General features: G+C 68.5%; 12 protein-coding genes. 5 read left to right on the top strand and 7 right to left on the bottom strand.

Annotated elements, in window-relative coordinates; genetic code table 11:
- Position 1: 1 nt before the first annotated feature.
- Together LGI35_RS42875 and LGI35_RS42870 are read right to left on the bottom strand one after the other, a co-directional pair.
- A complete protein-coding gene (locus LGI35_RS42875) occupies positions 2–238 on the bottom strand; it encodes a chaplin (RefSeq protein ID WP_227299842.1) in 237 nt (78 codons plus the stop codon).
- 168 nt (positions 239–406) lie between these two features.
- Complete coding sequence (locus tag LGI35_RS42870) at positions 407–556, bottom strand: hypothetical protein (protein ID WP_227299841.1); 150 nt, start codon at positions 554–556, stop codon at positions 407–409.
- A gap of 194 nt (positions 557–750) precedes the next feature.
- Here LGI35_RS42870 and LGI35_RS42865 point away from each other — a divergent pair, with 194 nt between their 5' ends.
- From LGI35_RS42865 to LGI35_RS42855, 3 genes are all read left to right on the top strand, one after another.
- The gene (locus LGI35_RS42865; protein ID WP_227299840.1) at positions 751–2,412 is read left to right on the top strand and encodes a molybdopterin-dependent oxidoreductase; all 1,662 of its coding nucleotides are present in this window, start codon (positions 751–753) and stop codon (positions 2,410–2,412) included.
- Positions 2,413–2,487: 75 nt separating this feature from the next.
- Positions 2,488–3,135 carry a fasciclin domain-containing protein gene (locus LGI35_RS42860; protein WP_376225752.1) on the top strand — a complete coding sequence of 216 codons (648 nt, stop codon included), beginning with the start codon at positions 2,488–2,490 and terminating at the stop codon, positions 3,133–3,135.
- A gap of 288 nt (positions 3,136–3,423) precedes the next feature.
- The gene (locus tag LGI35_RS42855; RefSeq protein WP_227299838.1) at positions 3,424–4,707 is read left to right on the top strand and encodes an SAM-dependent methyltransferase; all 1,284 of its coding nucleotides are present in this window, start codon (positions 3,424–3,426) and stop codon (positions 4,705–4,707) included.
- Positions 4,708–4,945: 238 nt separating this feature from the next.
- Here LGI35_RS42855 and LGI35_RS42850 read toward each other — a convergent pair whose 3' ends face one another.
- Together LGI35_RS42850 and LGI35_RS42845 are read right to left on the bottom strand one after the other, a co-directional pair.
- Complete coding sequence (locus tag LGI35_RS42850) at positions 4,946–6,670, bottom strand: hypothetical protein (protein ID WP_227299837.1); 1,725 nt, start codon at positions 6,668–6,670, stop codon at positions 4,946–4,948.
- Between the two features lie 518 nt (positions 6,671–7,188).
- Positions 7,189–7,866, bottom strand: a complete 678-nt coding sequence (locus tag LGI35_RS42845; protein ID WP_227299836.1) for an SDR family NAD(P)-dependent oxidoreductase — start codon at positions 7,864–7,866, stop codon at positions 7,189–7,191.
- A gap of 594 nt (positions 7,867–8,460) precedes the next feature.
- Here LGI35_RS42845 and LGI35_RS42840 point away from each other — a divergent pair.
- A complete protein-coding gene (locus LGI35_RS42840; RefSeq protein WP_227299835.1) occupies positions 8,461–8,640 on the top strand; it encodes a DUF6480 family protein in 180 nt (59 codons plus the stop codon).
- A gap of 309 nt (positions 8,641–8,949) precedes the next feature.
- Here LGI35_RS42840 and LGI35_RS42835 read toward each other — a convergent pair whose 3' ends face one another.
- A complete protein-coding gene (locus tag LGI35_RS42835) occupies positions 8,950–9,978 on the bottom strand; it encodes a MerR family transcriptional regulator (RefSeq protein ID WP_227299834.1) in 1,029 nt (342 codons plus the stop codon).
- Between the two features lie 507 nt (positions 9,979–10,485).
- Between LGI35_RS42835 and LGI35_RS42830 the strand changes: the two genes are divergently transcribed.
- Positions 10,486–11,094, top strand: coding sequence for a sigma-70 family RNA polymerase sigma factor (locus LGI35_RS42830; protein ID WP_227299833.1), 609 nt, complete (start codon positions 10,486–10,488; stop codon positions 11,092–11,094).
- Here the strand turns inward: LGI35_RS42830 and LGI35_RS42825 are convergent.
- Both LGI35_RS42825 and LGI35_RS42820 read right to left on the bottom strand, forming a co-directional pair.
- Complete coding sequence (locus LGI35_RS42825; protein ID WP_227299832.1) at positions 11,064–12,350, bottom strand: NAD(P)/FAD-dependent oxidoreductase; 1,287 nt, start codon at positions 12,348–12,350, stop codon at positions 11,064–11,066. The genes LGI35_RS42830 and LGI35_RS42825 overlap by 31 nt on opposite strands.
- Positions 12,351–12,544: 194 nt before the next feature.
- Positions 12,545–13,108 carry a DUF4383 domain-containing protein gene (locus tag LGI35_RS42820; protein WP_227299831.1) on the bottom strand — a complete coding sequence of 188 codons (564 nt, stop codon included), beginning with the start codon at positions 13,106–13,108 and terminating at the stop codon, positions 12,545–12,547.
- Positions 13,109–13,291: the final 183 nt, after the last annotated feature.

Raw genomic sequence — 13,291 nt, 5'->3', positions numbered from 1 at the left:
ATCAGTTGACGCAGGTGTTGCCGAAGGCCGGGTTGAGGAGCCCGATCACGTTGACGGTGTTGCCGCAGGCGTTGACCGGTACGTCGACAGGCACCTGGATGACATTGCCCGACAGGACGCCGGGCGAGTAGGCGGCGACGGCTTCGGCACCGCTGTCGGCCGTCGCCGCTCCGGCACCGCCGAGGACGGCTGCACCGACGGCGACGAGCAGCGACACGTTTTTGATCACACGGGACATGGATCTACCTCGCACAGTTGAGAACTGGCGGACGGAGACGAGAGCCTGCGTCCGCGGGGGCGCTGGTGCACCCCTCGACCGGTTCTCCGTGGGCGTCGGCCCTGCGGATTGGCCGGAGCCGCGACTGTCACCCGTAAGGATCAACGATGCGTGGCTTCGATGCCGTGTTCAGTGGGCGCAGGCTCCGAACTCGGCGTGCCGCGCCCTCATGGCATAGATGCTGTCCCGCTTGTCCGGTGGAGGGGGCGGAGCAATGTGCTGTCGCTGGATCTCCCGACGGGCCTGAGCGATCAGGTCGTCGAACTCTTCGTCGGTCATCTCGCCATCACCTCCCGAGGCAGAGGTAATTCGTAGCCCACGGGATATCCGGATTGGTCTGCTTGTCCGCTCTTGGGGTGCTTCCTTCAGTCAGGGTGGACCACCCATTCGGATCCGCGGAGCCCTTGGATTGGTCGAAAAGAAAATTCCCCTCAAATGAGCGGAAGACCAATCCGCCAGGGCCATCGCCTCGAATGGCCGGTGTGAGCACAGAAGCGAAGACATCAAGGCGCCGCGAGGTGTGGCGACTTGCCGGGCTCGGCGCGTTGAGCGGCCTCCTGGCGGGTTACGCCGCGCTGGCGACGGCCGAACTCGTGTCTGCCGCGGTACGCCCCGAGTCGAGTCCTGTCGTCGCGGTGGGCGGGGCGGCGATCGACCGCACTCCGGCTGCGGTGAAGGACTGGGCGATCCGTCATTTCGGGACCAGCGACAAGCTCGTCCTGCAGCTGGGCATCCTGGGCGTCCTCACCCTTCTCGCTCTCGCCCTCGGGGCGTTGGCGGCGGCCGGGTACCGGCGTATCGGCGCTGCAGGAGTCCTGGTGTTCGGCTTGGTGGGGGGTCTTGCCGCGACGAGCCGGCCGGACTCCACGAGCGTCACCGACGCCCTGCCGTCGGTGGCGGGTGCGGTAGTGGGAGCTCTGCTCCTCTATCACCTCGTCGGGCGCCTGCAGTCCGGAAGGCCATCGGCTCCCGTCGAGGTGCCACCCGGCGAGGAGGGCGTGACGACTCCTGATGGCGGAGATCCGGGCCACTCCTATGGCGCCGGCTGGGACCGGCGGGGGTTCGTCGTCGCGGCGACGGCGGCAGCGGCCGCGTCGACGGGGATCGGGCTGCTGGGCCGCTCCCTGAACGGTTCGCAAGGCCAGAACGCCGTCGCCTCCCGCCGCCGGATCACGCTGCCCGCCCCGGCCTCGGCCGCCGCACCCATACCCAAGCGGGCCGCGCTGCGGATCAAGGACGTCAGCCCGTTCATGACGCCCAGTCAGGACTTCTACCGGGTCGACACCGCGCTGGTGGTGCCCAAGGTCGACGCGAACTCATGGCGGCTGCGGATCCATGGCAAGGGGGTCACCCGCGAGACGACTCTGTCGTTCGCGGACCTGCTGCGCATGCCGCTGATCGAACGGAACATCACGCTCGCGTGCGTCTCGAACGAGGTCGGCGGCCCGTACGTCGGCAATGCGCGGTGGATCGGTGTGCGCCTGGCCGACCTCCTGCGCCAGTGCGGCGTCAGGCCGCCGTCGAAGGGTGGGCCCGCCGACCAACTGGTCGCACGTTCCGTCGACGGAATGACCATCGGCAGCCCGGTCGAGGACATCATGGACGGCCGCGACGCGATGCTCGCCCTCGGGATGAACGGCGAGCCACTGCCCTTCGCCCACGGCTTCCCGGTGCGCATGGTGGTTCCCGGCCTGTACGGGTTCGTGTCCGCCTGCAAGTGGATCCAGGACATCGAACTCACCACCTTCGACGACTACGACCCGTACTGGGTGAAGCGGAACTGGGCGCGCAGGGCGCCGATCAAGACACAGTCCCGGATCGACACCCCCAAGCCGTTCGCACGTCCCGGGGCCGGCACGGTCATGGTCGCCGGAGTGGCCTGGGCCCAGCACCGCGGGATCGACAAGGTCGAGGTCCGCGTCGACGACGGGCCCTGGCGGCGGGCGGATCTGGCTTCCGAGGACACCACGGACACCTGGCGTCAGTGGTCCTTTCCCTGGAAGGCCACATCCGGCGGTCACACCCTGACCGTCCGGGCCACCGACCGCACGGGCCAGACCCAGACCGACAAGCGCACCCGCACCATCCCCGACGGGGCCAGTGGCTGGCATTCGGTGGTGGTCACCGTGGACTGACCGCCGCCCGACCTCGACCGCACGACTTGAACTCAGCACCCTCATCACATCTTTCAAGGAGCACAAATGAACGCCATTACTCGCCGTACCCGTCGTGGAGCCCTCGTTCTCGCCTCGGCGGCGATGCTGCCGCTGGCGCTCACCGCCTGCTCGAACGACGACGGCAAGGACAAGGCGGCCTCGGGCACGAAGTCGTCCGCCGCGTCCGACAAGGCCGACGACAGCGGTTCGGGCGACATGAACAAGGCGGACGAGCCGTTCGGCCCGGCCTGTGCCTCCGTGCCGAAGGACGGCGCCGGCTCCTTCGACGGCATGGCCAAGGACCCGGTCGCGACCGCCGCGTCCAACAACCCCGCCCTGTCCACCCTCGTGACCGCGGTCAAGAAGGCCGGCCTGGTCGACACCCTCAACAACGCCCAGAACATCACCGTGTTCGCACCGACCAACGACGCCTTCGCGAAGATCCCGAAGGCCGACCTGGACAAGGTCCTGAACGACAAGGCCACGCTCACCAAGATCCTCACGTACCACGTCGTGGGGCAGAAGCTCGCGCCCAAGGACCTGGAGAACGGCTCGTACACGACGCTGGAGAAGTCCAAGCTGACGACCGCGGGCTCCGGTGAGTCCTACAAGGTCAACGACTCCGCCAAGGTGGTCTGCGGCAACGTCAAGACGGCCAACGCCAACGTCGACATCATCGACACGGTTCTGATGCCGAAGTAGCAGCACACGTGGGGGCGAAGGGCCGACCGCAGATGGTCGGCCCTTCGCCGCCTCCCTGCGACCGTCGGGGTGTGGCGTGACCTCCCTGACTCCGCGTCTGCGCACGTCAGTGCTTACGCGGAGCCGGGTCGCCGCGTAGCGGGCCCTCACTCCCGAGTACGACGGCGGACCCGGCTCACTTGTGATCCGGAGCTGCCGCCGAAACAGATTGGTCCGCATGTCTACTTTTGTCGCCCCGGCGGTACTGGTGACCGCCGCCGCTGGGACAGCCGGGAACGGAGCTCACGAATGATCACGACAGCACAGCGGCTCGCCACACTCCTGGAAGACGTCATGGGCGCCCCCATGCCGGTGCGCCTGCGCGCGTGGGACGGGACCGAGAGCGGTCCGCCCGGAGCCCCGGTCGTCATCATCCGATCGCGCCGCACACTGCGCCGGCTGCTCTGGCAGCCGGGAGAGCTCGGCTTGGCCGAGGCCTACATCGCCGGTGATCTGGACATTGAGGGAGATCTCGGTGACGGCCTGCGCACTCTGTGGCAGAACCCGCAGGCCGACCCCAGGCCGGGAGCGGCACAACTCGCCACTGCCGCGCTCACCGCCGCCCGGCTCGGCGCCCTCGGCCCGCGGCCACCCGCCCCCGCGGGACGCGCGCGGCTGCGGGGTGCTCGCCACACCACCACCCGCGACCGCGCGGCCATCAGCCACCACTACGACTTGTCCAACGAGTTCTACGAGCTCCTGCTCGATCCGTCGATGGCGTACTCCTGCGCCTACTGGGCACGTGAGGACTCCGAGTACGGACTGGCCGAAGCGCAGCGCGACAAGCTGGAACTCATCTGCCGCAAGCTGCGGCTGCGGCCAGGGGCGCGGCTGCTCGACATCGGCTGTGGTTGGGGTGCGCTCGCCCTGTACGCGGCCGAACACCACAAGGTCCAGGTGACGGCCGTGACCCTCGCCCGCGAGCAGCGCGACGCCGTCCTCGCCCGTGTGCACGAGCGTGGCCTCGACGACCTGGTCGACGTCCAGTTGCGTCACTACCGCGATATCGAAGGCGGTCAGTACGAGGCTGTGACATCCATCGAGATGGGCGAGCATGTGGGCGACGAAGAGTACGCCGGCTTCGCAGAGCTGCTGCACCGCGTCCTCAGGCCGCAGGGCCGGGTGCTGGTGCAGCAGATGTCCCGAGGTGTGCGGGCGCCGGGTGGAGGCGCCTTAATCGAGACGTACATCGCGCCTGACATGCATATGCGCCCCCTCGGCCAGACCGTCGAACTGTTGGAGGGTGCGGGGCTTGAGGTGTGTTCCGTGGAGTCGATGCGTGAGCACTACGTGCGCACCATCGCCGCCTGGCACCACACTCTGGAGGAGCGTTGGAACGACTTCGTCGCCCTCGTCGGGGAACCGACTGCACGGGTCTGGCGGCTGTACCTCGTAGGCGGTGGTCTCGCGTTCGAGGGGCGCCGCATGGGAGTGGACCAGATTCTCGCGGTCCGGCCCGACGCTCGCGGCGGGACCGGGATGCCGCGCACTTTCGCTCACTGGTACGGGACGGAGACATCACAGCAGTTGTGAGCCGACGCGAAAGTACGATCCCGCGCCGGTGGCGCGCAGCGCCGCACGCCATGGCGCCCTATGAATCGAGATTCATAGGGCCCGGACGGTCCCTGTGATCCTGGCGCATGTCTCGGCGACGTGGCCGCGGGTTCCTCGTTGGCGAACTGAGCGCGGTTCAGGCCACGTCGGGGGCCTTTCGCGATGTCTACGCCGATGACGCCGGATCGTGTTCCTTCCGCTGTGTCTGAGTGACGACTCAGGGCCGCTCCGCACGGTCCGGCGGGCCGATGCCGGTCAGTCGCGCGCCCGTGGCCAGGCGGGCGCTTACCTTGATGCGCGGTGGCCCGTCAGCGGGGAGGGCGAGCGTTCGGCCGGCTCTGCTCGTTGTGATGCCTCCACTGATCGTGACTCTCGTAACGGCGCGGCTTCCAGCCACCAGCGCATACCAACGACCCTTGGGTGATCGCCAACCGGTGAAAGCCACGATGTGCTGACCGAACCGGCTGCAGGCCGCAGTCGACCGGGCGCGGGCCACAAGGCCGGCGGGTGCGTCTGTGGCCTCTTGGGCCGTGCGCATGGTGACAGTGACGTTGCCGGGGCCCTGCCAGGTGTCGGTGCGGGCACAGCTCCATAGGGCGTGGCCGCCCCCGTCGGGGAGGTCCTGTTCGGCGAAGTCCCAAGCGTTGACCGCGCGGGCGCCGGTGTTGCGGAGCGACCCGAGACTGCAAGCCTGATGCGCCCAGGCCAGGAGGGCCGTCGTGCCGGTGGCCTCCCGCGGCCGCCGGGCCGGTGGGCTGCCGTGGCCGGGCAACGGAGTGTAGGTGAGGTGGACCGGAGTCAGATCGCCCAGCCCCGCGACCAGGAACGCGTGGTGCTCGGCGATCCGGTCCGAGGAACGAAGTTGGAGCGCCGGACGGCTGCCGCAGTCGCTTGCCGAGGACCAGGTCGGCACGGCTTCCGTCACGCCGTCTTTTCCTACGCGCAGCGGATGCGCGAGGACCTCGGGGCGCAACAGGTCGCGGATCTGCACCTCGGTGATCCAGGGTGCGATCAGGTAGCGTGCGCCACCGTCCACCGTGCCGAGAGCCACCGCCCCAGCAGTCGTCACGTCCGCGTCGTCGACACGTGCCACGCTGAGCGCCGCGTGCCTGGCCGGGGAAAGGGATTCGCTGTAACGGGCCAGGCGCTGTCCGTCGTACAGCAACACCACGGCACGGTCCGACACGTTGCCCGCATACAGCAATTGCGGCGAGTCCGAGGGAGCTGCCGCGGAAGTGGCGGGGGCCAGGGAGACACGGGTGCCGCTCGGTGGCCGCGCCCACACGGACAGGGCGCGGCCGAGCAGGCTCTCGTCCTTCACCCGTGTGCCACGTGCGGGCCAGGCGGTGAAATCGATGCGTGAGGTGTTGTCCCACAGTTCGGCCGGAGCATGCGTGAGGTGTGCGGGACGCAGGGCCGGGTCGGCGGCCACCGTCGGCGGGACGGGCTGGGATGTTGCTTCATCGGGCAGGGCCGTCACCACCACTGTCCCGACGATCAGGCTCAACGCGACCGCGGCCACCCCCAGCCGTGTTCGCTGCCGGCGGCGCAACAGGTCTGTGGGGCTTGCCTGGAGAGCGCAGGCGTCGAATTCCTGGGAGGTCAGCAGCATGGCGGGCGCCTCGCCTGCGACGGACTTGAGCGCAGAGGCCGCCCGCAATGCGCTCGCCGCGTCGTCCACACCGGCTGACGTGAGCAGGTCGAGGGCGATGTCGTCGCTCAGGCAGTACACCGAACGAAGCACGAAAGCGGCACGGGCAGCCGCGGACATGTCTGACAGACCTCGTGCCAGAGCCAGGTCTTCGGCGCTGCCCGATCGCGGGAACAGCCGAAGCCCCAGGACAAGGGGGAATCGCGGCAGGAGGGTGCGTGGCGGAGCAAGCCGCGCGGGCCACAACGACGGGCGTCGACTGTGTGCGAGAGCTCCGCGCAGCACCTCCACGAGGAGTGACGGTGCGGGTATGTCGCCACGGTGGTTCTCGTCGCGCGGCGACGGAACGGTGTGCCCCGCGCGCACCGGACGCGCACTCGGCAGGGACCGCTGCACCACCGAATGCGCCACGAGGACCCTTCGGTGTCGGCCGAGGGAAGCGGGGAGCACGATGTGAGCCAGACGGACCAGATCGCCGTACTGCTCGACAAGCGTGCTCTCGGCCTCCAGCAAGGGCGTTCTGGCCCGCTCGACAGATCGTCGGAATGAGCGAAGTTGCATGGAGCGCCAGACTTTCCGAGGGGGAGATCAAGGTGCAGCGCTGTGTCAAACGAGTGAATGACGCGTCGGTTACCGATCGCCGAACCAGGCGGGCCTGAGAGGTCGTTCTCCTCATCAGGTCGTCGCTGCGAGGGGGATCTTGGCTTGGCCGCTGCGGGACTTCAGCGCGCATTCGCCGTGGCGTGAGGGCTGCCGGATGGGCGCTCGGAGCGGCGAAGAGGGTAGCGAGGCGTTGCGCACAAAGACATTCAGGAGGCCTGGCCGGGGACAGTCGAGGCGGCGACGAGGGCGTCCATGACCATCTCTACGGCTGCGGCAATGGGCAGTCCCGGGGGCAGCTGGGGTGGACGACCAGCGATCGCGCGGTTCGCGAAGCCGGTATTGATGTGCGGCAGGCGGAGATCGATGAGGGCGATGTGGCGCCTGCGTTGCTCCTTGCCGACGGCTTCCAGCCATGCGGCGAGGGCTGCTTTGGCGGCGGCGTAGTCGGCCATGTGGGCGGGTGGGTTTCCGGCGACCACGCCAGTGAGGGCCGCCAGTACTCCCCCGGGTTGAATGAGGGGCAGCGCGGCGCGCAGGAAGGCGATGGGTGCCTGTGCGTTCACGATCATGAGGTGTTCTGCGACGGCGTCACTGATGTGGTCGGCGGGGCCGAAGGCCGGTACTCCGATGCAGGTCACCACGGCGTCAAGGCCGCCCATCTGCTGGGCAGCCTGCCGGGTCAGGGCGGCGCAGGCGTCCAGTGCGTAGGCATCGAACGTGCTGGTCCACACGCCGGGTAGCTGGCTCTGGAGTGATCGCAGTGCTGTCTCGTCTCGTCCCGCAAGGTGCAAGACAGCGCCTCCGCTATGGAGACTGCGGGCCAGTGCCGAGCCCAGCTCGCCTGTGGCTCCGGGGACGAGGATGCGGGCTCCGTCGACTTCCATCACGGTGTTCCCTTCATCAGCTGCGTGACGACGCGGCCGGGCCGTTCGCCGGTTCGATGGGGTTTGCATCGCCCATCGGATCAAGCCGGTGATCGGTCTGCCGGTTGGCTGGGCGGAACCACCGCCCTGCGCGATCCCAGCGCGGCAGGTGGAGGTGAGCGGTCGTGATCAGCCCTCCTCGCCGGACTGGGCGGGCGCAGGCGCAGGGCCTCTCTCGATCGCTGCTTTGAGGCGGAGGCGCCGGCATCCAGCAGCTGCGCCGACTCGTCAGCTCGTCTGCACTTTTTTCGGCGTGGCCCCAGAGACGGATGCGCCAAATATGACGCATTTCTTGGTTACGGATAGTCGCGTCGCTCGCATCGACGGAGGGGGTCGCCCCCTGGCCATGCACCGGCTCTGACGCCCTATGCGGGGTGGGTGGTCTGCTCCTCTCCGCATCTACCACGGCCGCCGGCGCGACCCTCGGCAGCCGCACGACGGCTGTAAGTCATGAACCATGTGCGACAGGCACTCCCCTGGGCCTTCGATCAGCGCCACTCCGAGCCCGAACCCGTTCGACGTGCAATCCGGCGGAGTGCGAGGGACCGTTGAAGCATGACTCACCCACTCATCCCGCCGACAGAGACGCCGCCGGCGGAAGGGTCGATCGCTGAAGCACATCAAGAACGGGCCGACGGTGGCATCTGGGAACACCCCTATCTCTGGGTGTCCCTCATCGCGCTCGGATCAGTGCTGGTGGCCGGCTACTTCCTGGCGCGTATCTGGGGCTGGTGACCACGCTCGTCAGACTGCTCAGGCAGCCGGGCGCTCAGGCCTGCCCGCTCGCGACCGCCGCCTGAGGCGCAAGCAGCAAGAGTGGCGCCAAGACCGCCCCGTGGCCGCCGTCTCCGGAAACGAGGACCGACCCACCATTCGCGCCTCCAACGCCCGCCTCATGGTCGTCGGCGACCTGGTACGCATGAACCTCCCGGTGGCACCGACGGAACGTGTCGGGGCCACCGCACTGCTGGATCAATGGCAGCTGCAAGGGCACGAGATGTGGAGAAGGACCGACGGAGTCTGGGGCACAGGCTGCTACGCGGATCACTCCGAGGACTCCGGCACCAGGAGGGCGATGGCCTCGCGCAGCCCCTGGGGCTGCACCGCCCCCTCGGCCCTGGCCCCTCGCCAGCCCGGTCCCGCCAGCACGAGAGCAGCCTGTTGTCGTGCACCGTTGACTCCCCACCCCATTCCCAGGAGATGGAGAGCAAGCGGGGTGCTGGCCAGAGAACGGGTCTGCGACCAGAGCACTACAGCCGCCGGCCCCGTACGCAGGACCGCCGCGATCAGTGCCTCGGCGGGGACGGCGGCACCCAGCATGCGCACGGAACGGCCGCGCTGCAGCAGGGCGGCGTGGACGGCTTCGAGCGGCAAGGTGTGCTGCTCGCCGGGGACGCAGGCCAACAGCACTGGGGAACTGCCCTTGCGCGTCTCGCCGGGCCCCAGGAGCAGCTGTGCGTTGCGCAGGGCGGTGGACACGTGCCAGGACAAGAGGTGCTCGACCTCGACGTAGCGGTCACCGGAGGACTCCCATTTACGGCCGACGGCATGCAGGGTCGGCATCATGAGCTCTTCCCATGCCGCGACCACTCCGTGCTCCTGCACAAAGGCGTTCAACTGTTCCTGAATCGCGGCGGATTCGAGGCGGAGGGCGGCCCGGGCAAGGCCACGGCACTCGGCGCGCACCGCACCGAGCGGCAGGCCGGACGCGTCGCGGCTGGTGGTCTTGCCGGAGGTGCTTGCTGCCGCAGTGGACCTGGCGGACGCGGGCGGCGTTCCCTGTGCTTGGGGCGCTGTGTGTGCGCGCCTTTTGGCGCTGCGTGCCGCTTCTGCCGGGGAGACCCCGGCGGCCGTGAGGCTGCACATGTCTTCGACCATGGCGACGTCCTGCGGCGACCAGCGGCGGTGGTGGCCGCGCCGACGCTGGGCGGGCCCAAGGCTGTAGCGCTGGTCCCACGACCGCAGGGTCGTTGGCGAAATGCCCAGCCGACGGGCCAGCGCTCCTGACGTGATGGAGGCGTCAGGAGGCTCTGAGCCGCGGATGGGCGGTTTGGGACTGCCATCGGAAGCCATGACTCCAAGCATATCGACGCGTAATCGCTGCGTCTCGCCGGAAGCGCGACCAGAGGTGGTGAATGGTGGCGGCTGCATCCGACACACCCCGGAAACCTGAACGCTCGGTGACACACTCCCGTCCCGCAGATCCGCCGCGCTCTGCAACCCCTTGTCGCCAGAGGTGACCGATGTCAGCCACGCCTCAGATCCGTCACCCCTCCCTCAGGGACCTTGCGCTCATCGCCCTGGGCGATGAGACGCCCACATCGACAGAACGCCACCTGCGGGACTGCCAGGCGTGCCGCTCAGCCCTGGACTCGTTCCTGCGGGTCTTGGAGGCCGGCCGCGCAGCGGCACCAACGGAGGCGCTGCAGCCACCCGCCCGCGTCTGGGACACCATCCGCAGGCACCTGTAGACACATGCCTGCCCGGACATAATCGATGCGCTTTCGATGCGACTCGATAGATGCCTGCGAACTCGCCACAGTGAAGATCACTGGATCGGCGACGGAAGGGCCCGGCCCCATGCGCGCTCAGAGCACCCCGCAGACGCACGAGCACAATCTGTGGGCACCCATCGAAGAATCGCTGGCCGACGAGGAAGTAGCGGCAGGGCTGCAGCGCGGGGAGGAAGCGTTCCTCGAGGCTGCTTACCGTCGCTGGAGCACCCTTGTCCACACGCTGGCCTACCGGTCGCTGGGCGATTCGCGTGAGGCCGAGGACGTCACGCAGCAGGTCTTCCTGGCGGTGTGGCGCGGACGCGAGGGTTACAACCCCCAGCGCGGCGCCTTCGCCGGATGGGTCGTGGGTATCACGCGTCGCAAGATTGCGGATGCCCTGACCGCGCGGACCCGCCGGGCCACCCTGACCTCGGCGGCGAAGACATCGCTGAGTCTGGCGGCCCCGCCTTCCGACAACATGACACGACAGGTCCTTGACCAGGTCCTGGTCAGGCACGAACTGACACTGCTGCCCGCACCGCAGAGGCGCGTCCTGCAACTGGCCTTCTACAGCGACCTCACGCACACCCAGATCGCCGAGGTCACGGGATGGCCCCTGGGTACCGTCAAGAGCCACTCCAGGCGTGGTCTGCACCGGCTGCGTCAGCGGCTTGTCGCCACCGACGCGTACTGACCGGCACCGGCCTCCGGCCAGGCCAGGTCCCGGACCACTTCACGGGCCGCCCGCGCTCCCGAGGCCATCGCTCCTTGGACCGACCCGGTGGTGCGGTGATCGCCGCACACATAGCGGCCACTGCCGGCGCGTGAAGAACGACTCAGGGAGTGCGGTGGCGTCATCACCGGCAGAGCATGCGTGATGCTGCGTACGGCCACCAACTCCCAGGCACCTGTGTCGGTGCCGTACACGTCGGACAGCGCCTCGCGCACTGCCGCTTCGCGTCCGGGGCCTTCAGCGCCGAGCACCGAAGTGGCCACCAGGGCGCGATGCACCGGCGCGTAGGAAGGCACGACTTCGCTGATCACGCAGGTGTTCAAGAACCGGCGCTGTGTGTCCACCAGCAACACGGGCTCGTTCAGAGGTGAGGGCGTCATGGCGTGGTAGTACGTCGTCACGCTTCGATAGTCGGGCACATCCATGTGCGGCAGCAGTGCAGCCGCCGTTTGCGGCCCCGCCGCAACCACCACCGCCCTGGCGGAAACGGAGGTGCCCGCCGCCGTCATCACACCGCAGTCCGTCAGCTGCGCGACGGGGGTCTCGAGGCTCACCGTTGCGTCACTCAGGCCGTCCGCGAGCATGCGCGGCACCGCTTCGATGCCGTCGGTCGGCAGACACAATGTTCCGCGCAGCATGCTGCGCCACACCAGGTGGAAGACGCGGCTGGATGTCTCCAGCTCGTCCTCGAGGAAGATGCCGGACACGAACGGCCTGAGCACATCCTCGGTGAACGACTCGGAGACACCGGCCCGGCGCAGAGCGGAGCGCGTGGTTCGCTCTCCTCCGTGCTTGAGCATGGACGCGGGAAGCAGCATGTCGCGGACCGACATCGCTCCGAGCGCCAGGGCGTCGCGGGCAGACATCACCGACTGGCGGCGCAGTCCGCCCAGCGCATCGGGACGGCGCATCGGATCGTAGAGCGCGATCTTCCCGGTGTCGGTGTGGATCTGCATTCCGGGGGTGAAGGGCCTCAACCGCAGGTCGCGCAGCCGCAGTCGGCGCTGCACCTGGGGATAGGCCGTGTTGAAGACCTGAAAGCCGCGGTCGATCACGAATCCGTCGACGCGATCGGACCGCATCCGGCCGCCCACTCCATCCGAGGCCTCGAGCACCTTGACCTGGAGACCGGCTGCCTGAAGGTCAGCCGCGCATGCGAGCCCCGCAATCCCTGCTCCGACGACGACCACGTCGGTCTGTCCGTCCCTGCGGACCATGAGCCACCTCCACGGCTGAAGTTCCACCCGAGGGCGCCCTTTCAGGTCGCCCTGCTGTCACTGTCGGCTCGTTCCTGGCGGGTGCTCGTAGCGGATGCAGCATGCGCTCCGCAGCGTGGGCCACGCCGTGGCATGAGCCGACGGGGATCGCCCTGGGCGCGGGCCGCTGTCGAGGACGGCCCGCGCGCAAGGCTCTACTGAGAACCGGTGCCGAGGGCCTTGGAGGCCACGCTCTGCGCGACGGCAGGAGGGCTGCCGGCTTGCAGGGCCCGATCTGCGGCAGCCTCTGCCGCCGCTTCCCGCGGATGGCGCCTGCGCCAGTAGGGGTTGTCGTGCGGCAGCCGGCTGGACACGCGCCCGTACATGCCGAACGTCAGGATGACCAGCCCCATCACGAAACTGAAGATGACGTTGGTCATGCCGAAATCGAGCACGTTCGCGCCCTTGCCCACGATGAATACGTGAACGAACCCACTGATCAGGAACAGTGCGCCGACGGCCATATTGAGCGTCGAGGCGAAGTTGCCCCCGATGATGCCGCCCGCGACGAGGGCGAGTCCGACGACCACTGAAATGAGGCTGAGGACGCCGTTCGTGGTCATGCCGGCGATCTGGCCGCCGTCCGTGTTGAAGGGGCTCAGCTGGTCGGCGAGGCCGAGACAACCGAAGACCAGCAGAACCACGCCGCAGAAAGCGGCACCCCAGCGGTACACCTGCGCCAGCTTGTGGTCGAGGGGAAGTTCATCCTTGAGCTCCATGATGCGGGCACCTCTCTGCTCGCTCGGTCCGCCTTGTGCCCCCGACATCGCTTCTCTTCGACTGCACTCAACGGTTGCATTCAGCGCAAAAGATCACCCTCCGCCGGTCCGGCGCCGCGACAGGAGGGCGTTCATGCCAAGCATCGGCATGCACCCGAAGCGGGCATCGTGCCTGCCGACAAA

The organism is Streptomyces longhuiensis (assembly GCF_020616555.1).
Classification (GTDB): Bacteria; Actinomycetota; Actinomycetes; order Streptomycetales; family Streptomycetaceae; genus Streptomyces; species Streptomyces longhuiensis.
This window is presented reverse-complemented; position numbering and strand designations above follow the sequence as displayed.